Annotated in this window: 22 protein-coding genes; 11 read left to right on the top strand and 11 right to left on the bottom strand. The window is 66.6% G+C overall.

What is annotated here, in order from left to right:
* Positions 1 to 71 precede the first annotated feature (71 nt).
* On the bottom strand, positions 72 to 755 hold the full coding sequence (locus AKJ09_RS53460) for a DUF3047 domain-containing protein (RefSeq protein ID WP_169928053.1): 684 nt from the start codon (positions 753 to 755) through the stop codon (positions 72 to 74).
* Between the two features lie 226 nt (positions 756 to 981).
* On the opposite strand from AKJ09_RS53460, the gene AKJ09_RS32630 reads away from it, so the two are divergent.
* Positions 982 to 1,617, top strand: a complete 636-nt coding sequence (locus tag AKJ09_RS32630; protein WP_169928052.1) for a C39 family peptidase — start codon at positions 982 to 984, stop codon at positions 1,615 to 1,617.
* A 76-nt stretch (positions 1,618 to 1,693) separates the two neighbouring features.
* Here the strand turns inward: AKJ09_RS32630 and AKJ09_RS32625 are convergent, their stop codons facing one another.
* Both AKJ09_RS32625 and AKJ09_RS32620 read right to left on the bottom strand, forming a co-directional pair.
* Positions 1,694 to 2,812 carry an alkaline phosphatase family protein gene (locus AKJ09_RS32625; RefSeq protein ID WP_146651767.1) on the bottom strand — a complete coding sequence of 373 codons (1,119 nt, stop codon included), beginning with the start codon at positions 2,810 to 2,812 and terminating at the stop codon, positions 1,694 to 1,696.
* Between the two features lie 154 nt (positions 2,813 to 2,966).
* Positions 2,967 to 4,061: a phosphatase PAP2 family protein gene (locus AKJ09_RS32620; RefSeq protein ID WP_169928051.1), complete on the bottom strand. Its 1,095-nt coding sequence runs from the start codon at positions 4,059 to 4,061 to the stop codon at positions 2,967 to 2,969.
* A gap of 172 nt (positions 4,062 to 4,233) precedes the next feature.
* On the opposite strand from AKJ09_RS32620, the gene AKJ09_RS32615 reads away from it, so the two are divergent.
* From AKJ09_RS32615 to AKJ09_RS32605, 3 genes are read left to right on the top strand one after another with little or no spacing between them, the layout of a single operon-like run.
* Positions 4,234 to 5,190 (top strand): hypothetical protein, encoded by a 957-nt coding sequence (locus tag AKJ09_RS32615; RefSeq protein ID WP_169928050.1) that lies wholly within the window; start codon positions 4,234 to 4,236, stop codon positions 5,188 to 5,190.
* A complete protein-coding gene (locus tag AKJ09_RS32610) occupies positions 5,187 to 5,768 on the top strand; it encodes an RNA polymerase sigma factor (RefSeq protein WP_146651764.1) in 582 nt (193 codons plus the stop codon). Before AKJ09_RS32615 ends, AKJ09_RS32610 begins: the two co-directional genes overlap by 4 nt.
* Positions 5,765 to 6,826 carry a FecR domain-containing protein gene (locus AKJ09_RS32605; RefSeq protein WP_146651763.1) on the top strand — a complete coding sequence of 354 codons (1,062 nt, stop codon included), beginning with the start codon at positions 5,765 to 5,767 and terminating at the stop codon, positions 6,824 to 6,826. Before AKJ09_RS32610 ends, AKJ09_RS32605 begins: the two co-directional genes overlap by 4 nt.
* A gap of 3 nt (positions 6,827 to 6,829) precedes the next feature.
* Here the strand turns inward: AKJ09_RS32605 and AKJ09_RS32600 are convergent, their stop codons facing one another.
* The gene (locus tag AKJ09_RS32600) at positions 6,830 to 7,780 is read right to left on the bottom strand and encodes a phosphatase PAP2 family protein (RefSeq protein WP_169928049.1); all 951 of its coding nucleotides are present in this window, start codon (positions 7,778 to 7,780) and stop codon (positions 6,830 to 6,832) included.
* Positions 7,781 to 8,041: 261 nt separating this feature from the next.
* Here AKJ09_RS32600 and AKJ09_RS32595 point away from each other — a divergent pair, with 261 nt between their 5' ends.
* The gene (locus tag AKJ09_RS32595) at positions 8,042 to 8,695 is read left to right on the top strand and encodes a response regulator transcription factor (protein ID WP_146651761.1); all 654 of its coding nucleotides are present in this window, start codon (positions 8,042 to 8,044) and stop codon (positions 8,693 to 8,695) included.
* Positions 8,682 to 10,058: a sensor histidine kinase gene (locus AKJ09_RS32590; protein WP_146651760.1), complete on the top strand. Its 1,377-nt coding sequence runs from the start codon at positions 8,682 to 8,684 to the stop codon at positions 10,056 to 10,058. The genes AKJ09_RS32595 and AKJ09_RS32590 overlap by 14 nt, the downstream gene beginning before the upstream one ends.
* A 119-nt stretch (positions 10,059 to 10,177) precedes the next feature.
* Here the strand turns inward: AKJ09_RS32590 and fusA are convergent, their stop codons facing one another.
* Entirely contained in the window at positions 10,178 to 12,307 is a 2,130-nt protein-coding gene (gene fusA, locus AKJ09_RS32585) for an elongation factor G (RefSeq protein ID WP_146651759.1), read from the bottom strand.
* A 436-nt stretch (positions 12,308 to 12,743) separates the two neighbouring features.
* On the opposite strand from fusA, the gene AKJ09_RS32580 reads away from it, so the two are divergent.
* Positions 12,744 to 13,655: a hypothetical protein gene (locus tag AKJ09_RS32580; protein WP_146651758.1), complete on the top strand. Its 912-nt coding sequence runs from the start codon at positions 12,744 to 12,746 to the stop codon at positions 13,653 to 13,655.
* A 6-nt stretch (positions 13,656 to 13,661) separates the two neighbouring features.
* Here the strand turns inward: AKJ09_RS32580 and AKJ09_RS32575 are convergent, their stop codons facing one another.
* Positions 13,662 to 14,585: a hypothetical protein gene (locus tag AKJ09_RS32575; RefSeq protein ID WP_146651757.1), complete on the bottom strand. Its 924-nt coding sequence runs from the start codon at positions 14,583 to 14,585 to the stop codon at positions 13,662 to 13,664.
* A 214-nt stretch (positions 14,586 to 14,799) separates the two neighbouring features.
* Here AKJ09_RS32575 and AKJ09_RS32570 point away from each other — a divergent pair, with 214 nt between their 5' ends.
* The 3 genes from AKJ09_RS32570 to AKJ09_RS32560 all read left to right on the top strand — a co-directional run bounded on the left by AKJ09_RS32570 (position 14,800) and on the right by AKJ09_RS32560 (position 16,469).
* Positions 14,800 to 15,390, top strand: coding sequence for a hypothetical protein (locus AKJ09_RS32570; protein WP_146651756.1), 591 nt, complete (start codon positions 14,800 to 14,802; stop codon positions 15,388 to 15,390).
* Positions 15,391 to 15,570: 180 nt separating this feature from the next.
* On the top strand, positions 15,571 to 16,251 hold the full coding sequence (locus AKJ09_RS32565) for a NapC/NirT family cytochrome c (RefSeq protein WP_146651755.1): 681 nt from the start codon (positions 15,571 to 15,573) through the stop codon (positions 16,249 to 16,251).
* Positions 16,248 to 16,469 carry a hypothetical protein gene (locus AKJ09_RS32560; protein ID WP_146651754.1) on the top strand — a complete coding sequence of 74 codons (222 nt, stop codon included), beginning with the start codon at positions 16,248 to 16,250 and terminating at the stop codon, positions 16,467 to 16,469. The genes AKJ09_RS32565 and AKJ09_RS32560 overlap by 4 nt, the downstream gene beginning before the upstream one ends.
* 5 nt (positions 16,470 to 16,474) lie before the next feature.
* On the opposite strand, the gene AKJ09_RS32555 is transcribed toward AKJ09_RS32560, so the two are convergent.
* Positions 16,475 to 17,254, bottom strand: coding sequence for a hypothetical protein (locus AKJ09_RS32555; protein WP_146651753.1), 780 nt, complete (start codon positions 17,252 to 17,254; stop codon positions 16,475 to 16,477).
* On the bottom strand, positions 17,251 to 18,567 hold the full coding sequence (locus AKJ09_RS32550; RefSeq protein WP_146651752.1) for a hypothetical protein: 1,317 nt from the start codon (positions 18,565 to 18,567) through the stop codon (positions 17,251 to 17,253). Before AKJ09_RS32550 ends, AKJ09_RS32555 begins: the two co-directional genes overlap by 4 nt.
* 117 nt (positions 18,568 to 18,684) lie before the next feature.
* Between AKJ09_RS32550 and AKJ09_RS32545 the strand changes: the two genes are divergently transcribed.
* On the top strand, positions 18,685 to 20,178 hold the full coding sequence (locus tag AKJ09_RS32545; protein ID WP_169928047.1) for a CxxxxCH/CxxCH domain c-type cytochrome: 1,494 nt from the start codon (positions 18,685 to 18,687) through the stop codon (positions 20,176 to 20,178).
* A 4-nt stretch (positions 20,179 to 20,182) separates the two neighbouring features.
* On the opposite strand, the gene AKJ09_RS32540 is transcribed toward AKJ09_RS32545, so the two are convergent.
* From AKJ09_RS32540 to AKJ09_RS32530, 3 genes are read right to left on the bottom strand one after another with little or no spacing between them, the layout of a single operon-like run.
* Entirely contained in the window at positions 20,183 to 21,937 is a 1,755-nt protein-coding gene (locus AKJ09_RS32540) for a cytochrome c3 family protein (RefSeq protein ID WP_146651750.1), read from the bottom strand.
* The gene (locus tag AKJ09_RS32535) at positions 21,934 to 22,983 is read right to left on the bottom strand and encodes a cytochrome c3 family protein (RefSeq protein WP_146651749.1); all 1,050 of its coding nucleotides are present in this window, start codon (positions 22,981 to 22,983) and stop codon (positions 21,934 to 21,936) included. The genes AKJ09_RS32540 and AKJ09_RS32535 overlap by 4 nt, the downstream gene beginning before the upstream one ends.
* Positions 22,980 to 24,107: a hypothetical protein gene (locus AKJ09_RS32530; protein ID WP_146651748.1), complete on the bottom strand. Its 1,128-nt coding sequence runs from the start codon at positions 24,105 to 24,107 to the stop codon at positions 22,980 to 22,982. The genes AKJ09_RS32535 and AKJ09_RS32530 overlap by 4 nt, the downstream gene beginning before the upstream one ends.
* Between the last annotated feature and the right edge of the window lie 276 nt (positions 24,108 to 24,383).

Here is a 24,383-nt window from a genome sequence, read left to right as displayed (position 1 = left end):
GGCCTCGCTCACGCCTCGAATCGCGCTGTCCGGATACTCGGGCAGCGCGGTTTCATTTTGTCCGAGAACGTTCAGCGAACGACGACGAACGTCCCGTAGTCCGCGGAGCTCTCGCTTTTCGTCTGATCACCGTCGCTCATGATGCCCATGCCGACGAAGTCAGGGACGCTCGCGTTCGGATCACCGCCTGCGAAGTGCCGGCGGAACTCGCTCCCGAGGTCGATCTCCTCGGTGCGCCACGTGTTGAGCGGGCCACCGGACTCGAGGATGACCGTGTTCTGCGCGACGAACGGATTGCGCTTCTGATCGCAAACTGCGCCCTTGGTTCCGACCGCGCTCCAGACGTACTTGAGCGTGTAGTACTTGAGGCCGCGCTTCCAGGTCACGTAGACGACCGCGGCGGAGTCTCCCTTGCCGGAGGCGCATTCGTCGCCGCCGTTGGGCAGGGTCTGCGCGCGCCACGTCCAGCGAACCTTCCGCGCGCGCTTCCGATCGACGTCGGGCGTCTGCCAGCCGAGGAGCGCCGTCTTCATGGGCGGGGCGTACTTGGAGCGGACGAAGGAGGTCCCCGCCTCGCTCGTGACCGCGTAGTAATTCACCGGTCCGGACTCGCGCTTCACGAGCTGCCACGCGCTCGGATCGATGGTCAGCTCCGCGTCATCGGCAGAGCTCGACGGAGCGACCGCGCCGATCGCCAAAGCCAATGCACCGCCGACGAGTCGCGCGCGTGTCTTCACGCTGGCACTGATGCCCATTCCATCGCCGCCGTTCCGTCGAGGATTGCGACGCGAGCGTCCGGAAGGTGGGGTTCCGACGATCCGGTTGGGCAGCATTTTTCCACTCGCGCCTCCAGGATTTGCGGGGTTTTTGGGGTCAAAATCGCGGCACAGCTCGTGCTCTAGCCCAAGCCGAAGTATGCGATTGCTCAGCCAAACTTCGTTCTTCAGTCGAGTGACGAGAGTCGCGACGCGAGTCGCGGCCGTGGCCTTCATCGGGGTCCTCGGGGCTGCCGCGACGGGCTGCGCCACGGAGACGGAGGAGGAGCCGGTCGACGACGACTCCGCCGCGGTCCTGCAGAGCACGCCCATCGCGGACGTCGACATGAAGAAGATCGCGCGGCCGGCGGGGATGCCCATCCCGTACCAGCAGCCCGACTCGACGGGCTGGTTCGACGAGAAGGGCAAGTGCGGGCCGACGGCGGTGGCCAACACGCTGCGCCTCTACTGGATCGACGTCACGCCCGAGCAGGCCGACAAGGACGGCGCGCACTGGATCATCGGTACGATGGGCCGCCAGATCGCGAAGTACATGCAGAACTACCACCCGGAGCTCGGCTGCACGCTCGAGCATCCGCAGGACGGCGCCACGTGGCTCCGCAAGCAGCTCGATACCGGGCACCCGGTGATGGTTTGGTTCAACACGGATGGCTTCACGTCCCACTGGGTCGTGGCCGTCGGGCACCGCGGTACCGGCGACAAGGAAGTCGCCGTCGTTCAGTCTTGGGGCGCCTACTACGAGATCAACTTCAAGAAGTTCGTCGAGGCCTGGCGCAACGTCTACGGCATCCGCCACCCGTCCGTCGTCTGCAAGGACACCACGCAGCTACTCAAGCAGTGAGCACGCCGCTGGTCGTGCACCACGCGGCGAGCGCGAGGATGCGCGGTGATGCACGACCACGACCACGCTCACGAGCTCAAGGGAACGACGTGAACATGTCCGACAGGTCGTTCGACGTCTGGGCCCCGCGCAGGTAGGGCACGCCGAAGATCGTCTCGAACGTGTGCAGCGTAGAGCTGTGCGTGTACGCCGTGTTGCTCGTGAAGCCGGCCTTGGCGAACGGCGAGAGCACGAAGGCGGGAAGCGGCCCATCGCTCGCTTCCTGGCCGAGGGACTCGTCGCCTTCGTCCCAGAGGATGAAGAGCGCGCCACCGTCCTTGTAGGCCTTCGACGCGAGGATCTTCGGCACCTCGGTGCTGAGCCATGTGTCGCCGTCTTTGACGAGATCGGCAACCAGGGCCTGGCACTTCGTACCGAACGTTTGCCCGTGCATGTCGTCGCACAGGTTCGGCGTGATGAAGTTGTAGCGCGCAACCTTGCCGGCGCTCAGATCGGTGGCGAGCTCCGAGTACGGCCGAATGTGGTCCTTGCAGTGCTGCGAGCTCGGCGAATTCGTGTCGGTCACGTCATCGAAGTAGAGCTGGGGCACGTGCTTCGTGCCGTAGAGCCCGGTGCTCACGAGCGGACAGTCGTTGCCGGAGATCTCTTCGACGTAGGCCTTCCACGAGATGCCTGCCGCTTCGAGCTGACTCGTGAAGTGGTCTTTCGTGTTGCGGTGGTTCTTCTTGGGATCGTCGTCCGTGGTGATCCCCAAGTTGTCCCCCGCCTCGAGCCAGATGTAGTTCGGCTCGCTCGGATGAAGCCCGGGAGGCGTCGTGTACTGCTCGGCGTGTGCCGCGGACGCGAGGAGCGTCTTGTTGATGTACGGCGCCGACGCGTTGCCCTTGATGGTGCTCCACGAGTGGTTCTCCATCAGGATCACGAAGACGGTCTGGATGGAGTGCGTCGAACCATCCGTCGTCGATCCCCCTTCCCGTCCGCCGCCATCGTTGGTGCCCACCGACGCGTCGCCCCCAGGCCCTGACGGCGACGACGAGGACGAGGACGACGGAGAGCTGGCCACCGGATCGCCCGTGGTCGTCGCGGAATCACCGCTACCGCCGCAAGCCACCGCCGCCCCCAATCCCGCGAGCGCGCAAAGCAAGCCCGCTACGTGAACACGCTGAACACGCTGAACACGCCGCACGAGTTTCATCTTTGGCTATCCGTTCCGAGGCGCGAAAAGCTTCGAACGATTTCCGTCGAAGTTCGTTCGAGAAGCCCCCTGTTCGCGCGAAAGACGCAGCTTGGATCGTCGCCCCTAACGAACTCCAAACGTGGTGGCGAGACCCAGCTCGTTTGGCATTCGTTCAGCGAAACGGCGTGGCAGGCCAAACCGGCGGCCCCCCCGCCCGTTCGCGCGCGGAATCCCACCAAAGCGCGGCACGGGAAACGTAGATTCCGCTGACGGCGAGAAGGAGCCCGGCAAAGATGTCGACGGCGTAATGCCAGCGTAGAAACATCGTCGCCAGGATGATCTGGGTGGCCGAAAGAGCCGTCGGAAGCCAGGTCCAACGGAAAATGCCGCTCTTGCGGTGCTCGAAAGCGAAGAGCGCCAGGAACGAGGGCCCCGCCGTGTGCAGGCTTGGAAACACGTCCGTGCGTACCGACCCGTCGACCGAGGCCACCGTCTTCTGCACGAGCGGCCACCACGTGCCGCCCTGCAAGACGTGGTGGAAATGGGAGGCCAGAAACGCGTGCGGTCCGTACGCGGGCACGAACGTGTAGACGACGTGGCCCACGCAATAAAGCCACACGAATCCAAAAGAGAATCTTCGCATTCGCGCGGAATCACGACCGAAGAGCAGGAGTGGCAGGACGTGGACGGCGACCAGATAGAAATAGCCGTAATAGAAGAACGAGAACCATTCGGTCGTGCGCGGCGAGACGAAGCGATCCCAGGCCTCCGAGGGCTCGGCTCCGAAGACGCGCAGATCGAAGGCATAGACGTCGGCGTCGACGGCCGGTCCACTCGCCGCCGGGAGAATGTATTGGAGCTGGAAGAAGGACGTCAGGAGCGGCAGGAGCGCGCCGAGCCGATAGACGAGCCCCGACAGCGCGGGCGACGCGATGACGCCTCCCCGCGTGAGCCAAAGAATCCCCAGAAAAATGGTCAGATCGAGGCCCAGATAGCCCATCGCGAGCCCGTGAGGCCCTCGGTCGCCCACGGCCACGCGCGCGAGGAGCGTGAGGAGGTAGCCGATGAAGAGCCAGTCCAGGGCCGAGAGCCTGATCACCAGCTCGTCGGCCAGTGTGCGCGGCGTTTCGGACGAGAGCGGTCGTTCGTCGTACGAGCGGTAGTCGACCTCGCGCGACGGACGTACGCCGAGGAAGGCCGCGAGCGCAAAGGCCAATTGCGTATACCAGCGCGTGCGCAATGCCGGTTCGGAGGGATTCGAATTCATGGCTCCTGACGGCCGTGCTCCCTTGAGGCGGAAGTGCCCGGCCGCTTTGCCTATCCGCTCGCCGTCGGTCGGACCTTCATGCGGTTCGTGCTTTTCTTCGAACGACGCCGTGCGGCGGCGAGTAGACTCTCGCGCCGTGCGGCGAGGGTGGAGAGGAAGACGAGTGGCGTCCATGCTTGCGACCGCAGCCGTGCTCGCCAGCAAGATCGCCACCGCCGGTTCATCGTGCACGTTCGACGTGACGCCGGGCGAGGGGCTCGCACCACGCTGGTCGGAGGCCGTTCGATCGGTCGAGGCCACCACCTCGGCCCCCGCGAGCGATTGCCGTGTCGTCTCGCTCTCCATCGATCGAAGCGGCGCCACGCTCACACTCACGACCCTCGACGGTCGTCACGCCGTGCGACACGTCGCCCAGCCCGAAGAGCTCGCGCCGCTCGTCAAAGCGCTCCTCGTCACGCTCCCCGACGACATCCCACCTTCGCCGTCCGAAACGACCGCAGAGACGGCTCCGGCGCCGGTCGCCGAACCTCGCGACGTCGTCGATGCCGATGAGCATCCGCGAAAAGTCGACGACGAGAGCCGTCCGGTGACGCCCATCGTGGGCACCATGGGCCTCGGCCTGGGCGTCGATGGCGACTCTCACCACGACGACGCCGAGCCTTATGGGCAAGCCATGATCGCCGTCCAGCTCGAGCACTGGGAGCTCGGGGCCTTCGGTCGTTGGGATTTCGAGCACGGCGTCGGGCGGACCGCCGCCGGGAGGAAGATGGAGGCCGGCGCGGCCGGTGCGGGCTTGGCGGTCGCGCGACGCGAGCACGTGGGGCCGACGACGCTCGTGATCGGCGCGACGGCTGCCGTTTACGCGGCGTGGCAAGCGCTCGGACGCCTCGAAATCGAGCAGACTGCAGGCTCGGAGCGCGCGCCTCGCTATCGCGACAGCATCGTCGATCCGAGGTTCGGCCTCTACGCGGCAACCGTCGTGCCCGTGTCGAAGCGGTTCCGGCTCCGCGCTCAGATCGACGGCGTCGTGGCCCCGGCGCCGCGCGAACCGTCCCGTGCCGATCTCCAGCCGCTCGCCGCGTGGAACGTCGGTTTCGCGCTCGGCGCCGAGACGGTGCTCCTCCCATGAAACAGGCCGCACGAGAGCTCCTGCTACCGCGCTCGCTGACCGACGCCGACCTCGTGGCGGCCATCGGCACCGGCGACCTGAGCGGGCTCGGCGTGCTCTTCGACCGCCACGGGTCGGACGTGCGGCGTCTGCTCCTCCGCCTCGGCGCAGGCCAGGTCGACGTCGACGATCTCGTCCAGCAGACCTTTCTCGACCTCCTGCGATCGGCTCATCGCTTCCGCCAAGGGGCCCCGGTCAGACCGTGGCTCTTCGGTCTCGCGGCGATGGTTCGGCGTCGTCATCGTCGCGCGCTCCGGCGCATGATCGACCATCTTCGCGTTTGGGCGCTCGAGCAAGACGACTCGCATGCGCCGCCGCCGTCCGAGGCCGTCGAACGAAGCGCCTTCGCACGACGCGCACAACGGGCGCTCGAAGGCCTCTCGGCGAAGAAGCGCGAAGCGTTCGTGCTCGTCGTCCTCGAGGGACTCAGCGGCGAAGAGGCCGCCGCGGCCCTCGACATTCCCGTGATGACGGTCTGGACGCGTCTGCACTACGCACGCGCGGAGCTGCGCGACGCACTCGCCTCGGAGAACGCATGAGCGCCGGGCCCTGCACGCGCCTGTGGGAGGCCGAGGCGCTCTCCGACGGACGGCTGACCGGCACCGATCGCGCATCGTTCGAACGCCATGCCGCGAGGTGCGTGGAGTGCCGGCAAGAGCTGGCGGAGCTCGCGAAGCTGAGTGCCACGCTGCAAGCGGTCGACGTGGGAGCGCTCGGCGAGCTCGAACGCCAACGCGCGCGCGCTCGCCTCTTGGAGCGTGCGAACGCCGCCATTCTCGAAGCCCCCCAACGTCAGCGCCCACGACGATTCGCGCTGCTCGCCGTCGCGGCGCTCGTGGCCTGCAGCGCCGCGCTCTTCGCGTTCCGCACGCGGACTTCGGCGGACTCGGTCGCGAGCATCCTCGAACCACCGAAGGTGGAGATCACGCCTTCAGGAGACACCATCGTCGCCGATCGCAGCGCGGGCTCGATCCGTGCGCTCGAAATGACCGATGGCTCGGCCTCGTTCGCCGTCCATCGTCTCGAGCGCGGCCAACGCTTCCTGCTCACGCTGCCCGACGGCGAAATCGAGGTTCGAGGCACTCGCTTCACCGTCGTCGTGGCGAATGGCCGAACGCAGAGCGTCGCGGTCGACGAAGGCAAGGTCGTCCTCCGCCGCCGCGGAGAGGCCGAGACGGGCCTCGTTGCGGGCGACCGCTGGTCGAAGGTCGAGACCGTCGCGACGCCGGCCGTGGCCGTTGCGACCGCGCCGACGGCGTCCTCCCACCCCCCGATGGCAGGTCCGACCGAGCCGAGGCACAAGCCGGTCCACCGGCCGAGCGCGTCGCTCGCCGGCGCGCGCTTCGATCAGGGAGCGGAGAGCTTCGATCGGAAAGCGTATGCCGACGCCGATCGCGAGCTCGCATCGTTCGTCCGCGATTTCCCCGACGATCCGCGTTGCGAAGACGCCGACTACCTGCGCGCCGTCGCGCACTGGCGCCTCGGAGATCGCGAAGGGGCCATCGACCTCGCGAAGAACTACCTCGCGAAATACCCCAACGGCCTGAGGCGAACCGAGGCCGCACGCATGGCTCGTGCGGCTCACGATTCGCCGTGAGGGTCAGAACACGGCGTTGAGCATGGCCGAGCCGCCCTCGCCGCGTTCGGCGGGGGCGAAGCCGACCCAAACGCGTCGCTGCTTGATGTCGGCGGTGCGATGAAAATGCGGAACGGCGATGCCGATGCCCGTTCCGGCCAAGCTGCCGGCGATGACGTCCGTCGGAAAGTGCGCGCCGGCGCGGACGCGTTCATAGGACACGAAGGTCGTCAATGTGGCCGCCAGCACCAGCGTGAGCCAAGGCCGAACGGAGTTCGGCGAACGAGCGAACGCTAGATACGTGGCGGTGGCACCGATGGCGGCAACGGTCGAAGCATGCCCCGAGAAGAACGAGAGCGAGCTGTCCGTGTCCGCGTTCATGTAGTTGGGGTCGCCCTTGTGGTTCTCGGCATCGATGTACGCCTTGGGTCGCGGGCGGCGGACGGCGAGCTTCGCCACGTTCGTCAGGGCGAAGGTGAGCGAGAAAGACTCGGCGTACAAGAAGCCGTCGACGATGCCGGCTTGCACGCTGTTCTCACGAAAGCCCGTCAAAATAGGGTCGATAACGGCGAACGCGCCGGCCGTAAGGACCCCGATGTTCGAGAGGGTGCCCGCGTTGTCGTCGAACGGCTGGTGAAGGGCTCCGCGATCGATGGCGATCAGCTGCGAGCGATGGAAGTTCGGCGAGATTTGCTGCGGCCTGATCTCGCCGGTCGAGTTGATGAGGTCCAGAATGCCCGCGAAGCCGAGCGCGACGCCGATGATGGCCGCGTCGGCGACGGGGTCGATATCGAACGTCGTGCGCCCGGGCGGCGGGGGTTCGAGCGGCGTGGGAAAGACCTGCACGCTGCGCGCCGGGGCATCCGCTGGTTCGATTTGGGGAGAGGGCTTGGCCTCCGCGGGGCTCGTCGGCGGAGCAGGCTCGGGCTCCTCGGCGTGCGCGTGCGCCGTACCGGTCACGATGGAGGCGGCCATAGCGAGCGATGCGACGAGCGGACGGGAAAAGCGTGACGAAGGCGGGATACGCGACGACATCCTGATCTTTCGAAAGCGTTCGGCAGGCCCCCGGGGCTGGACCATACCCGATGGGATGACCTGCTCTGATCGCACGGGGCCTGCGCATTCCCCGTCTCCGCGGCAGAGCACGTCTGGTTTGGTTTTCGTTTGGGTAGCGTCTCGGGAGCTCTGCCAGCCGTCGGCGCGAGAGGCACAGGCTCGCCGTGCTAGGTTCTTCGCATGCGGGTGCTCGTCATCGAAGACCACGACGACGTCTGCGAGCTCGTCGGTCGATCGCTTGCGAAAGACGGTCATCGGGTGACCACCGCGAAGACCCTGGCCGACGCCGACGAATGCGTCCGCTCGAACGACTTCGACGCCGCGGTCCTCGACCTCGGGATGCCGGACGGCGATGGGCTCGTGTGGTGCAAGCACCTTCGCGAGGGCGGGCACTCGTTCCCCATTCTCGTGCTCACCGCTCAGTCCGCCGTCTCCACGCGCGTATCGGGCCTCGACGCCGGAGCCGACGACTTCGTCGCCAAGCCATTCGCCGTCGCCGAGCTGCGCGCGCGCATTCGCGCCCTGGGGCGGCGTGGTCCCATGCAGCGGCGAAGCGAGTTCTCGAGCGGAGGAATCCACCTCGATTTCTCCGCGCGACGTGCGCACGTCGACGGACGCGAAGTCCCCCTCACCTCGCGCGAGTGGAGCATCGTCGATTTGCTCGTCTCACGCGCCGGTCGCGTCGTCTCGCGCTCCGACATCCTCGAGATGGTCGGCGGCGAAGCCACCCCTGCCGCCGAAGCGAGCCTCGAAGTTCTCGTTGGACGGATCCGCAAGAAGCTGGGAACGACCTTCATTCGCACGGTACGCGGAGAAGGTTATGCCGCCGGATGAACGGCGCCGCCGTTCGAAATCCCTCGCGGCACGCGTCGCCATCGGCACAGCGATCTCGGCCGCCCTCGCGGCACTCGTCGCAGCCTCTCTTTCGCTCGGCCTCGCCAACCGCCTCGTTCTCGACGAGGAAGACCGGCGCCTGAAGAGCGCGACTGCCCTCGTTCTGCGCGAGCTGCCACCGCAGTCCGACGAAGCGGCCTTGAAGCGAGCGGTCGACGAAGAGGTCGACGAGTTCGCTTCCGAATCGATACGCATCGCCGTCCGTTCGGGGCAGTCGCTGGTCGGCGGAGACGCCCAGCTGCCTATCCTTCGCGCAGGCGAGTGCGTCTCGCGAGCCGGTGCCGACGCTTCGCTCAGGGCATGCGCCAGCGCGCACGGCGGCCTCATGGTCGTCGCCGGTGCCACGCGAGTTCCGTTCGACGTCACCTCGGCGCTCGTCTCCTGCCTTGCCGCCACGGCCGTCGCCATCGCGCTGGCCTTCGTCGCGGGGCAGCGTGCGGCGCGCTGGGCGCTCATACCGTTGACGCGCCTCCGCGAATCGCTCGGAAGCGTGCGCGCGGATCATCCCAAGGCCGACGGGCTGGATGGCGACGACGACTGCCTCGAGGTCGCCGCTCTGCGCGATGCCTTGCGCTCGCTCGTGGCCCGCCTGGGCGAGGCGCTCGTCACGGCGAGGCGCTTCTCCGCGGACGCCGCGCACGAGCTGAAAACGCCGCTCACCGCGATTCGCGCCGAGCTCGACCTCCTCGCCGAGGAGCCGCTCTCGACGCCTCACGCCGAAGCGGTCGAGAAGCTGCGCAAGCGTGTGCTCGCGCTCGGTCGCCTCGTCGAACGATTGCTCGCCCTCGCCACCGCGAGTGATCGCTCCCGGCTCCTGACCGATGCCGTCGCCCTCGAAGACGTGACGCGCGATCTTCTCGCCCGGCTTCCGCCCGAAGCCCGGGAGCGCGTGAAGATCGAGGCCCGCGGCCCAGGCATGGTGGTGGGCGATGAGGTCCTGCTTGCCGCGCTCGTCGAGAACGCGGTCGACAACGCCCTCAAGTTCTCGGGCAAAGGTTCGGTCGACGTCACGGTGGACGAGCCCGAAGGTCGCGTCGTCCTCGAGGTCACCGACGATGGCCCAGGTCTCTCGCGCGAAGATCGCGAGCGCGCCTTCCTGCCGTTCTTCCGTACACCGGGTTCGCGCGCGAGCGACACGAGCGGCCACGGTATCGGACTCGCGCTCGTCGCCGAGATCGCTACCGCGCACCAAGGGAGCGCCACCTTCGTCGACGTTCCCGCGACCGATCCCAGCGGGCGCCGAGGCGCGCGCCTGCGCATCACCCTCCCTGCATGGTCGCCTCGCCCCGTTTCGAGCTCGTGAAGCGACGCGCCTGACGAGCCCGTCGAACGAGCCGCTCTCTCGAAGCACACAAAACGAAACCGCGGAGCCGATGGGGCGGCCCCGCGGTGTTCGAGGTATCGCTCAGCCTGAGAAGAAGGTTACTTCTTCGCCTCGGCGGCGAGCTTCTCGCGGTACGCCTTCTTCATCTCGTCCTGCTCCTGCTTCGGGACGATTGCGTACTTCGCGAACTCCATCGTGTACTGGCCCTTGCCCTGCGTGGCCGAGCGGAGGTCGGTCGAGTAACCGAACATCGCGTTCAGCGGGACTTCGGCGACGATGTTGACGGTGTCACCCGCGATCGTCTCGAGGATGACGCCGCGGCGCTGGTTGACCTGACCGACGACGGAGCCCTGGAACTCCGGCGGCGCGTCGATCTCGACCTTCATGATCGGCTCGAGGATCGTCGGGTTCGCCTTGTCGTACGCCTCGCGGAAGCCCATGAGAGCCGCCGTCTTGAACGCCATTTCGGACGAGTCGACCGCGTGCGCGGCGCCGTCGTTGATGCCGCAACGGATGCCGACGATCGGGAAGCCGATCATGTTGCCCTTGCGGACGCTCTCCTTGAAGCCCTTGTCGCAGGACGGGATGTACTCGCGCGGAATCGCACCGCCCGTGATGTCGTCGACGAACTCGTAGGTTTCGACGGCATCGGCCGGGAGCGGCTCGATCCAGCCGACGACCTTCGCGTACTGACCCGAACCACCCGTCTGCTTCTTGTGGGTGTAGTTGATCTCGGCGCGACGCGTGATCGACTCGCGGTAAGCAACCTGCGGCTTACCTGCAATGACCTCGCAGTTGTACTCGCGCTTCATGCGCTCCATGTAGATGTCGAGGTGCAGCTCTCCCATGCCGGAGATGATGGTCTGCTGCGATTCCTCGTCCTGGTGGACGCGGAACGTCGGGTCTTCCTTCGTGAAGCGGTTGAGCGCCTTCGAGAAGTTGACCTCCGTCGAGCGATCCTTCGGAGCGACGGCGAGCGAGATGACGGCCGCGGGGACGTGCATCGACGTGAGGGTGATCTTCACCTTTCCGTCGGTGAACGTTTCACCGGAGCTCGCCTCGACGCCGTAGAAGGCGACGATGTCGCCGGCCTCGGCAACCGCGATCTCTTCGCGGTCCTCGGCGTGCATGCGGAACATGCGGGGAACGCGCACCTTACGCATCTCGTTCGAGATGTTGTAGATGGTGTCGCCGGACGAGACCTTGCCCTGGTAGACGCGGAAGTACGTCAGCTGACCGTACTTGTCCTGCTGAAGCTTGAACGCGAGGCCGACGAAGGGCTTGTTCGAGTCCGAGTCGAGGACGACCTTCTCCTCGTTGTTGTTCTGGTCGTGGCCTTCGTTTTTGACGTCCGTCGGGTTCGGGAGGAACATGAGGACGGCGTCGAGCAAGAGCTGGACGCCCTTGTTGCGGACGGCCGAACCGCACATGACCGGCGTGATCTTGAGCGCGAGCGTCGCGCGGCGGATGGCGGCGCGGAGCTCCTCGTCCGAGATGGGCTCCTCGCTGAGGAACTTGTCCGCGAGGATGTCGTCCACGTCCGCGAGGTCGTGGATCATGCGCTCGCGCGCCGACTTCGTGACGTCCGCGTACTCGGCGGGCACGTCCTCGACGCGGATCTGATCGCCGTCCGGGCCGTCGAAGTAGTAGGCCTTGCCGATGATGGCGTCGATGACGCCCTTGAAGTCCTGCTCGGCGCCCATCGGCACCTGGAGCTTGACCGGGTGGTGGCCGAGCTTCTCCTTGAGCATGTCCGCAACGCGCTCGTAGTTCGCGCCCGGGTTGTCCATCTTGTTGACGAACGCGATGCGCGGGACGTGGTACCGCTTCATCTGCTTGTCGACGGTGATCGACTGGCTCTGGACGCCCTTACCGGAGTCGAGAACGAGGATCGCGCCGTCGAGAACGCGGAGCGCGCGCTCGACTTCGATCGTGAAGTCGACGTGGCCTGGCGTGTCGATGATGTTGACGTTGTGCGGCTCGAACTGGCCCTTCGACCCGTTCCACTCGGCGTACGTCGCAGCGGACTGGATCGTGATGCCCTTCTCGCGCTCGAGATCCATCGAGTCCATCTTGGCCCCGACGCCGTCCTTGCCGCGGACCTCGTGGATTTTGTGGATACGGCCCGTGTAGAACAGGATGCGCTCGGTGAGCGTCGTCTTGCCCGAGTCGATGTGGGCCGAGATACCGATGTTGCGGATGCGTTCGAGGGGGATGCGAGCAGCCACGGATTCTGTCTCTCTTCGTGAAGGGGAAGCCGGTCGGGTTTCGAAACGGCGGTCCGAGACCGCGGCCCGAAACTCGATGGAGCACATAGCCCTGCGGCGAACCTGTGCCGACGCCGATCTAATGGTGGCTGCTCGAAAAGCCAGAAAAAGTTTTCGCTTGACGTTCCGCGAGCCGCCGCCAGCGGCCTAGCCGAGGCGCGGCCGCGACCACCGCCACTCAGAAAGCCCCCATTTTCCCCGCGATTTCAGTGGCCTGGTCGATGGACGGCCGTCCTCGCCGGTCTCGCCCCGAGCGGCCTGGCCCCTCGTTAAAAGAGTCACTCCGTTGTCACGGCAGAGCCGTCCGGCAGTGCTTCGGGAACGCTCGTGCTCGGCTCGGGGGCCGAAATGGGCCCGTTGGAGGCAACCTCGAGCCCATGTCTGCCGATGGGGGTACATGGCTCCCTACCCCTTGCCGCTCGACGGCCAAGAGACCACCCCTGGCGTTCCGGCCCCGCATGCGCGAGCGTTCCAGGCGGCGTACGAGAAGACCGCGGGCGAGCGCGACGCTCTGCGCTCGGTCGACCTCGTTCCGATCACCATGGACGTCCAGACCGCGTTCGACACCGTCATCGGCGTCCTGCCGCGCGTGAAGGTCCTGCGCGGCGAGATCGTCGCGCAGCTCCCGACGTTCGACGTCACGAACATCGATTGGCTGGAGACGTATGCCCTCGCCTTGTCCTATGCGAACGCAACGCTCCAGTCGTCGTCGATCTCGACGGAGGAGTTGCCCCGCCTCGCCGTCCGCGCGTCGAAGCTTCGCGACAAGCTGTTCGCCGACGCGAGCGCACTCACCCAACGCGGACTGCTCGAGCACCGCCATCTGAAGGAGCTGCGAGGCGGAAGTGGATACGGCAACGTCGCGCTCGACCTCTTCGTGTTGGTTCGCATGATGCGCGAACGCTGGAGCGCCATCGCCACCAAAGGCCAGACGGAGCTCGCGGAGGTCCTCGAAGCCGAACAGCTCGCGGCGCGCATCCGGCGAAGTCACGCAGCGCGCGCCGAGCAGGCCCTCACCATGGCCGCCGCTCGCGAAGGGCGCATGCGAGCCTTCACACTTCTCGTGCGCGCCTACGGTGAAACGCGACGCGCGGTGACGTACGTTCGCTGGAACACGGGCGACGCCGACAAGCTCGTTCCGCCCCTGTCCGCCTCGTCGCGGCGCGTGGTGCAGAGAGCTCCGCCGACGGCGCGCCAGCCCCCCGATCCGACCACCCCAGCTCCGTCGCCTTCCAGCGTTCCGACGCAACGCATGATTCCGGTCGCGAAGCCGTTGGCCGTGACACTGGTGATGACGGGCGAGGGTTGAACGATTTCAGGAGCCGGTCGCGAGCTCGCCGACATCCATGACGCGAACCACGCCGGCGTTCCACACGTTGCCAGCGTGCTTCCACTGCTTACGGTCGATGAAGAGCTTGACGACCAGCCGTGCACCATCGAGCAGAGCGGCATCGGTGGCCGGCACGTGGGCCACGAGATCGGCGCGCTTGAAGGCCGACGCCTCCGACGTATTCCGCGCGAGATCGACCGTGGCCGATCCGAAGCGGACCTTGGCCACCGTGGCGTGTGACGTGCCGCGCGACGCGGTCATGGTGCCTTCGACGCGGATGTCGGCCCCACCGTCGGGCGTTCGCTTGATGCTCGACGGAACGACGCTGAGCGCGAACGAATCCATCTTCGCGACGTCCACTGTGTCGTCGACGCCCTTCATGCGCTCGATCGACGTGCCGCCATCCAGCAGGATCTCGTAGGCCTTGAACTCGAGAGACATCTCCGTCGGGACGATGTGCGGGAACTCGGAATGAAGCTCCTTCGCGAGCGCCTTGCAGCGCGACACCGCATCGGGACCGAGGCACTGTTCGGGTTCGAGAAACGCCTCGCGGCGCGAAAGCGAGAGCATGGCTTCGAGCGGTCCTCCCGTTTCCCGCCGCGCCTCCGCGAGAACGAGCGCGCAGCGAGACATCACTCGGCGCGCTGCATCCTCGTCCTGGCTATCGCGCTCTTCGGCCGCAAACGTGCCTCGTGCCTGCTTCGCCAGGACGATTGCCTCGAGCGCCTCTCCGCGAAGGAGCCGCGCATCGGCCTCGTCGAGCAGCCGCATGGTCTGCGGAAAGTTCGCTCGGTTACGGGCCTCCGGGGTGTCGTCCACCTCGACCCGCAGGAGCGACGACGTCGGATGCACCACCTCGATCGGCGCATTGCGCGCGCAGCTCGACAGGGACGCGAAGAGCCCGAGCAACGCCACCCTCCGGTGGCGGGCAGAGACAAATTCGACGAACGACGAACGGGCGCCGGCAGAGAACCAAGTCATCTCGCGGAGGGGACGCCCGCGCTCGCCTTACGTCGCATAAATTCTGAAAGCCCTCGCCATTTCGATCCGCGTGAACGGCGTCACACTTCGGGACGCCAGCTCGACGTGGAGGCGTGAACCGAACCGCTCTCCTCCTCTCGTCGTGTCTCGTCCTCGCCGCGTGCAAGGCAAAGCCCCGTCCAGTCGTGCACGAAGCATCCTCGTGACCGACGACGGCAAGCGGGCATTCGTCTCCCACGCAACGGGCTCGAAGCTGTCGGTGCTCGACCTCGACGGAGCCGGTGAGGCCGGTAACCATGGCGCGCGCGAGGTTCGCCTCGACATGCGCGAGCGCCGGCGTGACTTCGGCATGCGCTTCTCCGGCAAGGTGGCGAAGATGGCCGTCCCGCGCGAGCCTACGGAGCGACCGACGCTCGAACCACCCGCCGCCAACGTCACGATGACGCGCACGAGCAACCAAGGCTTCGCGCTGGCGTCGATCGGCGGAGAACGCTGCTCGTCGCGCCACATCGAAGCGACACGCTTCACCGACGGCGAGAGCCACGCACTGAATGGCCCGGCCTTCGACACGCCCTCGCTCGCCTTCGTGGGCCAGACGGCGCCGTACTTCCACGATGGGCGTTTCGCAACGCTCGAAGAGCTGATTGACCACTGCGACCCGATCATGGGCAAGACGCGACAACTCTCCGAGGCGGACCGGCGCGCGCTCGCGGCATACCTGCGAACCTTGTGACGTTCCGAAGGCATCGAGTCGATTCTCGTCGAAGCGGCCATTTCCCATCGACGACGCAGCCGGCCCGCCGAGCCGACGCGACGGCGTGGGCACAGTCTTCGCAAAGCACAACGCGCGAAAGCTTGCGCCCGTCGGGAGATTCTGTCAGATGGCCAACATTCTCCATCGAGCGATGAATCGATGAATCACGGCATTGGGTGGCTGGGTATTCTCGCGGTCGTCAGCGCGGCCGGCGCCGCAATCATCCTGGTCACGTTCCTCGTCCGCAAACCGCAAATCAGCGCGGATACGAAGGTGTGGCTTCTCCTCGGCCTCGGCGTGCTCCCCATCGCCTCGGCGGCGAGCGCGAACATCCAGGGATTCCAATCGATGGAATCGAGGGAATTCTGTGGCTCCTGCCACGTGATGATTCCGCACGCAGCGGATTCCGACGATCCGAACAGCCGCTCACTCGCCGCCATTCACGCGCGAAACCGGTATTTTGGCGAGGAGAATTGCTACACGTGCCACAAGGACTACGGCATGTACGGCTTCGTCCTCACGAAGCTCGGCGGGCTACGTCACGTCTACTACTACCTGACGGAGTACCACGACATGCCGCTCTCGGAGTCGAAGCACGACATTCGCATCGTGCATCCTTTGCCGAACGACACGTGCATGGGCTGCCACACGACGAACGCACCGCGCTGGAATATGGTTCCAGACCACGCTTCGTCGCTCGAGGCGGTGCGCAACGGGACGATGTCGTGCGCGAGCCCCGGATGCCACGGCTTCGCCCACCCGGTCACGAAGCTCGGAAAAGAGCTGACCGCGGACGGAAAGCCGAACCCGGAATTCGACGCGGGGGCGAAGCACCGATGAAGTTCCGCATTCCGAGCTCCGAGAAGCTCCTGCGCGTCGCGGCAATTCTTGCGCTGATGGCATTGCCGCTCATGGTGTGGTCTGTCTTCGACCCGCGCGTCTGGCCCATCATGGGCGCGCTCACGATAGGCCAGGGAATCGGTACGTTCTCGTTCTTGCTCTTCCTCGTCGTGGTCGTGCGCGACCTCGACGTGCTCGGCAAGCTTCGACGACGCTGACGCGCTCAGCGCGTGGCGAGCGAGGCGACGAGCTGATCGAGCTCGGCGTGCGCTGCCTTCACGGTGCGCGTCGGCCCGGTCATCTTGAAGAAGTGAGGCATGCCGGGCGTGGCGACGATTGCGCCGTACAGCGCCCACCCTGACGAGGGACGTGCATCCTTGCTCATCCCACCGCCGTAGGTGCCCTCGATGTCGACCATGACCACCTCGAGCGCGCCGGCCTTGGTGGTGGCGCGCTTGGCGGTTCGCTTGCCCTCTTCGCCGAACTGATCGATCCAACGAGAGATGTTCGCGTCGATCGATCCGCCGGCTTGCATCACGCTCAGCTCGGCGTCTTCGGTGTCTCCCGCGGCACGCGGAATCTTGTAGGTGGCAAGCCGCATGCTGCTCGTGTTCGGCACGCTGAGCCAGCGCGGAGGAGCCTTCCACGACAGCTCGCTCTGCGCGGGCTGGCCTGCCGCTCCACCGCCCAGCATTTTCGCGTCGAGCGCGGGGCCGTTCGGACCGCCAGGGTCGTCCGGGATGGACGGGTGACCGGGCGGTAGTGCTTGATTGTCCGCCATGGACGGCGCGCCGAGCGGAGCGCCGACGGGAGCCATGGGAGGGGCATCCGCGTTGGCGATGGTCGCCTGCGAGACCGCAGGTGCGGCAGAGCTCGTGCTTCGGCCGGCCGCGAACGCGCCCGCGCCCACCAAGGTCGCGATCATGATGACCGACGGCAAGCTGAAGCGCGGGCCACCACTGTTTTCCCCGCTATTTTCCCGGGGCGGCGAGCTCTCGGTCATGACGGAGGCCTGCTGGGGAGGAACTGCGGCGAGCCGCTCGAGTACTTGGCGCGAATCACCCGAATCGAATCCCACAAAAGTTGCCGCGTGTAGAGCGGATTGTGGACGCCGAGGTCACGACCACGCGCGATGAGGAAGTAGTTGTAGAGCGCGCCGGCCGCCTGAGCGTCGAGCGTGCCGGGCCTTGCCTGATCCAAGTGGAACTGCCCGTCAGCAAGCTCGTCGGTGGTGAGAGCCGGGTAAGGCGCCGCTCCGGTTCGCGTGATGAGGTTGGCGTCACTGAGGAGCTTCTCGAGCTCGAAGAGCCCCGTGCGCACGACGCCGCGACCGCCGTTGATGTTGAAGTCCGTGCCCGTGTACGTCGTGTGGCACGTCTTGCACAACGTGATCTTGGGCTTCATCGTGTGGTCCGGCGTGTTGCCGTTCTCGGCTACCGGCTGCATGTGGCAGTCGACGCAGCCGTTCTGCAACGTCGTGTGCTGGGACACGCCGTACGTCTCGCCGGTCTGCAGCAGCGGATAGCCGCCCTTGCCGCTGTAGATGTCGGCCTGCGGTCCTTCGTGCGGGCCCCACCGCGTGCTGATCGTGTTCGACGCGGTAACGTAGAGCGTCGCGTCTTTGCGGGACTTGTGACAGAAGAAGCAGAGGTTGGCCGCGCGGTAGCTCAGGGCCTGCCCTTCGGGCGTGGTGCTGCCCGCCGGGGACTTCTCGATGTAGACCGTGTCGCTTGCGCCGCCGGCAACGCGCAACGGCGCCTGACCGGGTTTGTACGAACCCGTGACGTGCGGGTCGTTCGTCTGATCGAACTGGTGGCACGTGGTGCAGTGGATGCGACCGATGGTGGAAGCGCCGGCATAGCTGACCTCGCTGGCCGCGCCATTGGTGCCGGTATAGTTGATATGGCCCTTATCCGCGTTCTTCACGGTAGCGCCATTGGCCACCAGAACGTTGTTGGCCACTCGCTGCTGAATGCCGTCGATTGCGTGGCAATTGCCACACGGTCCACCACCAATCTCATTTTCCTGAGGGTGGGAGTGGCCGCTGAGTCGCCACTGATCGACGACACCGCTGAAGGTGTGGCACGGATACGTGCATGCGCCGCTCGGCGCGACGCTGGCGTCGCCGTCCGTTCCCGCAGCGCCGCTAGGCCCGGCAGCGCCGGTGATTCCCGCAGGCCCCGGGGGACCCGCAGGACCAATGACCGTCTCGCTGTCGCCACTGCATGCGCCCAACCAGAATGCGCCTGCAGCCACGCCTACGACGAGGAAAGAACCAACGGCACGAGACACGCTATGGGACAGAGAATGTTTCATTCCGAATATCCGTTACGACGCGCTGCATCCTTGCATTTGTGGTAGCAGCGAGGCGAGGCTTTTCGAGTGCGTTCGCTCCGCATCACCGCTGCGATTGCCACTATGACCTTGGCGTCCGTGACATGGACGTCATGCTCGACGGAGCGCGTTCCGTCCGACTTGCAGCCTACATACCAGACGAACGTTGGCGCGCTACTCGCGAATCGCTGTGGAAAATGCCACACGGGAGCGAACGCTCCAAATGGCTGGCGTGTCGATGATTATGCCACCACCATCGCGTGTACGAACGACGGAATTGCAGTCACCGTCGGCGCAAATGATGCGCTTCTTCTGAAAGCGCTCGCGCGTCCCGATCACGCGGGATTCGTGACCGATGACGAGCTCGCAACGTTGCGCCGCTGGCTGTCGGAAGGTGCGCCTTCGACGAATGGCGGCGTGCATCCTTCGACGTTCGCCGATCCGCGCACGATTCGCGGCCATGCGCAGTTCTTGCGCAACCAATGGTATCGGCCGATGACGGACCCGAACGACGCCGACGCGTGTGGGCACTGTCACGCGGGAGCGCCGGTGAACCCCGCCACGTTCCCCGCCCCCGGCGCTACGCCGTGCACCACCTGCCATGGGGACGAAGGCGGCGTCACCGCGTGCACCACCTGCCACGGCGCCCCTGGCCGATCGTATCCGCCCCGCGATCTTTGCTTCTTCCCCGAGGCGGCAGCTGCGGCCGGCGCACATGCTCGCCACGCCGGCGCCACGGGCTCGCGCGCCGAGGGCCTTCCCTGCACGGTGTGCCATCCCACGCCCACACGAGACAACGTGCTGCTCTCGGGCACTGCGCATCTCGATACGCACGTCGAGGTCTTCTTCGACTACGCCCGCGCGGGTAACCAGGCCCAGTTCGACGCAACGACGAAGCGCTGCACGGGTACGTGTCATGCGCGAGGTGGCGCGCGCCCCGACGTGGCGTGGACCGACCCGTTGCAGAATCCCGCGCAATGCAACGACTGCCATGGGGCGCCTCCCGCCAATCACTACGCGGGCGCATGCACCTCGTGTCATCGCGAAGCGAACGCCACGGGAACCGCGCTCACGAATCCGGTCCTGCACGTAAACGGCAGAGTCGACCTCGGTGACGGAAGCGGGCAATGCGGAGCGTGCCACGGCGCAGGCGAGAGCCCATGGCCGTCGTCCGGCGCGCATGCGGCGCACGCCAATCCGTCGGCAGCGAGGCCCGTCCCCTGCGAGAGCTGTCATTCGGTTCCGTCCGCCGGTCAGAAGCACCCCATCGGCGGTGGCGCGCGCGTGACGTTCGGCGGCCTCGCCATCGCGGGTGGGTCGCGCGCCACGTTCGATCCGACGACCAAGACCTGTTCCCAGACCTATTGCCATACGGGTCGAGGGGCGAATGCCCCTGATCCCAAATGGACCGACGGGCCGTCGTCCGCGGCGTGCGGAGCGTGCCATTCGATTCCTCCGCCCGCACCTCACGCGACGGAGACGAACTGCGGGGCGAACACGCTTTGCCACCAAGGAAGCCTGTCGAGCGGCACCACGTTCACCGCGCTCGGCAAGGCTGCCCACGTCGACGGCACCGTCACGCGCGGACTCTGATTCGTCAGCGGAAGATGTGACAGCCTTTGCAGACGTCGGCCGACGGCTGATGGCTCCGCCGATCGGTGTGGCAGGAGCTCGTGCACGTCGCGCGATCGGAGCGCGGCGGCCCGTGCGACGAGTGACAGTTCGTACACTTCGCCGCGTGCTCGGTGATCTTGTGCAGGCCGGGCAGCTTCGCCGGTGAATGGCAGGTCGTGCACGCGGGAGGCGTGGCCACGCCGTTCGGTCCGTGCGGTCGATGGCACGTCTGACATCCCGTCTGCAGACTGCCGTGCTGGGCCTTGGCCTTGTCGGTGTGGCAGCTCGTGCACGCCGCGTGATTGCCGAGCGAGCCGCTGTGTCCGTCATGGCACTTCGTGCACGTGGCGTGCCCCTTCGGGGCCGACGACGCTTCGTTGGCGTGGCACGCAGCGCACGACGGTGAGCGGTTCGGAGCGTGAGGCTCACCATGACAGGCAGTGCACGCCGAGTGACCTTGCCGAACGGCGTTCTTCTCCGCGGCGTGGCATCGTCCGCAGAACTGGCCACTCGCCGTGACGAGGCCGGCTTTGGCGACGGGCTCTGGCTTCACGCTGGCGAGCGCGAAGGCGTGAGGCGCATGACAATCACGGCACGTCGTCTTCGCCGTATGGAAGGCGTGGTCGGACGAAGCCTTCGTGTGACACGACGAACACGCCGCGGCGATGGGAGCCTCTCGATTCGCGGGGTGCGGTGCGTGACAGCCGATGCATGCGCGTGCCTGCGGATGCTTCGGTTCGATGGCCTGGTGGCATTGGACACACGCCGCCTCTTTCGAAGCTGCCGGGCGGTGCGGATCGTGGCAGCTCGTGCACTCGGCGTGCGCGGTCACGTGCGAGGCGCCGAGCGTGTTCTTGTCGGCGTGGCATCCTTTGCACGTTGCCGCGGCTCCCTCCGGCGCGTGCGGTCGATGGCAGTTCGTGCAGGACGCATGCCCCGCATGCTCGGGCGTCGCGAGCGCCTGCGTTCGATCTTGATGGCACCCCGCGCAAGCCTTGACGTCGGCCTTTCGCACGTCGTGAGGCTCGTGACACGTCACGCACGCGGGATGTCGCTTGGCTCCTAGCTCGATGCGCGGAGCGTCGGCCGTCACGTTTCCGTCGACGTGACACGTGGTGCAGCGGGCACGAGCCTCTTCTTTGCCCTGGTGCGGAAGATGGCAATTGGTGCACATCGCCGTCGAACCAGACGGCATTCCGGCGTGCGCTTCCATACGACCGTGCAACGCGCTCACCGTCGTATGGCAGCTCGTGCAATCGGCCGTTCGAAGGCGCGCGCCCTTCTCGCCGTGAGGATCGTGACAGGTCGTGCAAGCGACGCCGGAGGTGGCGTGGTGCGCGTGGCCGTTCGCCTTGCCGGTGCCGTGGCAATCGACACACGCCGCCGCTTGCGTGTCGCCTTTGAAGACGTGACACGCGAGACAATCGGTTTTCGTTGTCGCGTTTCCAACATGCGCATTCGCCGCCGCCTTCGCGTGGCAGTCGCTCTGCGCGCATGCCGTGGTGCTCGGAGGCTCGTCGAATCCCTTCTGGTGGCAGCGTGTGCACGCGATCTCGCGCTTGCCGACGTGGAGCGCGTGCATGGGTGACTGGCGTGCCGTCTCCCAGGTCTTCGGAACGAACTCCACGGGCGACAGGGGCGGCTTGCGGGCAGGCCAGAGCACGAAGCGCACGAAGAGCAGCGCAGCGACGACGAGCGCGAGGGCCAGACCGATGCGACGAAGCCGGCTCGCGTTCATGGCGCGTGACACTGCCGGCAGGGAACGTCGCGCGTCTTGTCGAGCCTGCTCGAGAAGCCCGGGCCGTGAGGGTTACCGCCCACGCCGCCGACGCGATGACAACCGACGCAGAGCGCTTCACCCGCGCCGCCATGGCAGCTCGCGCAGGCCACCGGATCGAGACGAGCGGCGCGTCCGTGGTCACCACCTCGCGCGCGTACCCAGCCCGGCGGATGAGGGCTGCGCGAGCCAGGCGCGGCCCCCACGTGCTTGTCGGCGTGGCAGTCCGCGCAGAAGGTCGCCGGCTCGTGGCACGTCGCGCAGAGTCCCGGGTTTGCCCGGGCCTCGTCGGCGTGGCGCATGCGGAAGCCCGCGCGGTGCAGTCCGGCGAGGGTGGGCCGCTCGGTCTGGAACTTCCAGGGGAGCGCGGCGACGGTCACTCCGTGACACGAGAGGCAGAAGCTCTCGGAGTGACACGTCGAACAAAGATCGCGGGAGCTCGCTGCGCGCACGCCGTGCTCGCGCACGAAGTCCCCGTCGTGAACGACGTGGCTGCTCGGGGTGACGTGTTCAGCAGGCAGAGCGACGTGGCATCCGTCGCAGTTACGAGTGGTCCACTGGTCGCGATGCTCGTGACACGTGAAGCACTGCGCCATGGGCGGCCGCAACGTGCTCGCGTCGTTCTTGCCGACGGCGGCGTGGCAAGGCACGCACTGTCCGTCGAGTCGAGGCGTGTGCTCGGCGTGTGTGAAGCGCAGGTGCTCGCGTGCGAGCGATGCCTCTTCTCGAAGGCGAGCCTCGCCATGACAGGCGTTGCACGCGCGCGTGTCGTGGGGCTTCTGATGGCACGAGGTGCACTTCTCCGTCGTTGGAAAATGCAGAGGTCCGCTCTCACTCGCCGTTCGGATCGTATCGTGGCATTCGACGCACGGAATGCCTTTCAGCACGTGCGCGCGGTGCTCGAACGGGTGTTCGAGGTTCTTCGGTTTGATGCCGAGAATCCCAGCGCACGCCGCGAGCGTGGTCGCGAGCACGAGAAGCAGCGGGAGAACGAGGCTACGGCTCATCGCGCCACCGTCTGGAACGCGTACGACGCACGAAGCAGCACGTTCGCTTCACTCTTGTATTGCGGGCCACTCGACGCTTCGAAGGCAAGCGCGAGATCCCAATTCGGCGCCGGGCGATAGCCCACCGAGCCGAGCACCCACGGCCACACCGTTCCGCGACCACGGGGGTGATCGGGCACGACGAGCTCGAATTCCGTACCGACGCGAAACACGCGAGCCACCGGCTTCGAGCCGAGAATGCGTGCGCCCGTCCACTGCGCGGTACCGAAGTCGACGCGCCTCGCCTCGACGCCAATCGTTCCGTCGAACGCGTCGTCGAGCGCGAGCGTCGCGCGACCGAAGCCCTGACCGCCGAAGACGGAGCCTTGGAATTCCGCACTCCCCGAGGCGAGAACCTCGAGGCGAGGAAACATGCGATAGCGCGCAGTGGCCCCCGTCAGGGTCGAAGGAATGTCACCGAGCACCGAAAAGAGCGAGGTGCTGGGTAGGATGCGCCCCGGCGAGCGGTACGTGGCGAAGAGCTCTCCGCGCACGTCGTCCTTCTGCGCGCTCACCGACGCCAGTGCTTCACTCGTTCCGGGCGAGGTCAAATCGAACGACCAGCGCGCAGCGGCTGCCAGCCAGTGATTCGGCACGAACGAGGCGTCCGCGCCGACCTCCTCGTCGGCCATGTTGCCGGCGCTACGCCGCTGCAGATACGAGCCCCCGACGTTCACGACGTCGCCGAACGATTGACCGAGACGGCCGCCCGCCGCCACGTCGAAGGCCCGATAGTCGAAGCGCGAGGCAACGGGAAAGCCGCCGAAGACCTCCGCGGTCGTTCCGCCGAAGGCACGACCGATGGCACGCACACCGTCGAGATGAATCGGGCGGATGGCGCCGGTCGCGATCAACATTCGTCCGAATCGCACCTCCGATCCACTCGCGAGGTCACGGAGACGGACGGAGAGGCTGAGCACGTCCCCCGTTGCGTCCGGCGTGCGGCTGACGCCCACCCAGGTGACCGTCTCCGCATCCAGCCACGGCCGGAAGCGGTCTTGCCCTTGAAGGACGATGAGGCCTACGGGTGCCGGCGCCTGCGTCTGGACGAGAACGTCACTTCGCAAACGAAGCGGCTCGGCCATGGACTCCTGCGTCCACAGCACGAGGGCCGCGAGAATACAGACTTGGCAACGACGGGCCGAGAACACCGCAGGCCCGCGACCATAGAAGAGTTTCGGCGCACGGGTCGAACTTTCTTCGCTCGCGACGCCACGTCCAGCGAGCATCGTTCGACGTTCGCTCCGCCGCTTTTTGCCACTCGCCTTCTTGCCAGTTCGTTTCTTCCGTCGACGGCAAACGATTGGCGGCGATCAGGATATCGTGCGCTACGGTAGCGCCCGCACCATCGCTCGTCGTGT

It is taken from the genome of Labilithrix luteola, assembly GCF_001263205.1.
GTDB classification, from domain to species: Bacteria; Myxococcota_A; Polyangia; order Polyangiales; family Polyangiaceae; genus Labilithrix; species Labilithrix luteola.
The sequence above is the reverse complement of the archived record's forward strand: the minus strand, read 5'-3'. Positions and strand labels throughout refer to the sequence as shown.

Excerpts from the sequence above, each read along its gene's own strand:
- AKJ09_RS32580 (WP_146651758.1), top strand. The coding sequence starts at position 12,744 with ATGGCTCCCTACCCCTTGCCGCTCGACGGCCAAGAGACCACCCCTGGC.
- AKJ09_RS32615 (WP_169928050.1), top strand. The coding sequence starts at position 4,234 with ATGCTTGCGACCGCAGCCGTGCTCGCCAGCAAGATCGCCACCGCCGGT.
- AKJ09_RS32550 (WP_146651752.1), bottom strand. The coding sequence starts at position 18,567 with ATGAAACATTCTCTGTCCCATAGCGTGTCTCGTGCCGTTGGTTCTTTC.
- AKJ09_RS32610 (WP_146651764.1), top strand. The coding sequence starts at position 5,187 with ATGAAACAGGCCGCACGAGAGCTCCTGCTACCGCGCTCGCTGACCGAC.
- AKJ09_RS32540 (WP_146651750.1), bottom strand. The coding sequence starts at position 21,937 with ATGAACGCGAGCCGGCTTCGTCGCATCGGTCTGGCCCTCGCGCTCGTC.
- AKJ09_RS32535 (WP_146651749.1), bottom strand. The coding sequence starts at position 22,983 with ATGAGCCGTAGCCTCGTTCTCCCGCTGCTTCTCGTGCTCGCGACCACG.
- AKJ09_RS32625 (WP_146651767.1), bottom strand. The coding sequence starts at position 2,812 with ATGAAACTCGTGCGGCGTGTTCAGCGTGTTCAGCGTGTTCACGTAGCG.
- AKJ09_RS32595 (WP_146651761.1), top strand. The coding sequence starts at position 8,042 with ATGCGGGTGCTCGTCATCGAAGACCACGACGACGTCTGCGAGCTCGTC.
- AKJ09_RS32605 (WP_146651763.1), top strand. The coding sequence starts at position 5,765 with ATGAGCGCCGGGCCCTGCACGCGCCTGTGGGAGGCCGAGGCGCTCTCC.
- AKJ09_RS32555 (WP_146651753.1), bottom strand. The coding sequence starts at position 17,254 with ATGACCGAGAGCTCGCCGCCCCGGGAAAATAGCGGGGAAAACAGTGGT.
- AKJ09_RS32565 (WP_146651755.1), top strand. The coding sequence starts at position 15,571 with ATGAATCACGGCATTGGGTGGCTGGGTATTCTCGCGGTCGTCAGCGCG.
- AKJ09_RS32620 (WP_169928051.1), bottom strand. The coding sequence starts at position 4,061 with ATGAATTCGAATCCCTCCGAACCGGCATTGCGCACGCGCTGGTATACG.
- AKJ09_RS32530 (WP_146651748.1), bottom strand. The coding sequence starts at position 24,107 with ATGGCCGAGCCGCTTCGTTTGCGAAGTGACGTTCTCGTCCAGACGCAG.
- AKJ09_RS53460 (WP_169928053.1), bottom strand. The coding sequence starts at position 755 with ATGGGCATCAGTGCCAGCGTGAAGACACGCGCGCGACTCGTCGGCGGT.
- AKJ09_RS32600 (WP_169928049.1), bottom strand. The coding sequence starts at position 7,780 with ATGGCCGCCTCCATCGTGACCGGTACGGCGCACGCGCACGCCGAGGAG.
- AKJ09_RS32590 (WP_146651760.1), top strand. The coding sequence starts at position 8,682 with ATGCCGCCGGATGAACGGCGCCGCCGTTCGAAATCCCTCGCGGCACGC.
- AKJ09_RS32560 (WP_146651754.1), top strand. The coding sequence starts at position 16,248 with ATGAAGTTCCGCATTCCGAGCTCCGAGAAGCTCCTGCGCGTCGCGGCA.